The following is a 341-nucleotide window of genomic DNA, read 5'->3' as shown; positions in this document are numbered from 1 at the left end:
GTCACCGACGTGCTCGTGCCGGTCATGCCCGTCGATGTGCCGGTGTATGACAGCGAGACGCCTGTCATGCTCTGCGACTGCCCCGTCGCGGACGTACTGACATCCGTCAGCGACGACGAGATACCCGTCATGCTGTTCGAGACGCCGGTCACCGAATTGCTCGTTCCTGTCACGCTGGTCGACATCCCTTTGAACGACGTGGATACCCCCATGAAGCTGGTACCCACACCAGTGAACGACGTGCTGATTCCGGTGAAACCCGTCGAGACGCCCGTAAACGACGTCGAGACGCCGGTAAAACCCGTACTGACACCGGTAAACGACGTGCTGAGTCCGGTGAA

General features: G+C 60.1%; 1 pseudogene. It reads right to left on the bottom strand.

Annotated features, from left to right (window positions below):
• Positions 1-341 (bottom strand): annotated as a pseudogene (locus HWX00_RS37345) (type VI secretion system tip protein VgrG); the annotation flags it as partial.

Source organism: Burkholderia seminalis DSM 23518 (assembly GCF_902832885.1).
In the GTDB taxonomy this organism is placed as follows: Bacteria; Pseudomonadota; Gammaproteobacteria; order Burkholderiales; family Burkholderiaceae; genus Burkholderia; species Burkholderia seminalis.
Note: the sequence above shows the minus strand (reverse complement) of the source record. Positions and strands in the feature narration are given on the sequence as shown.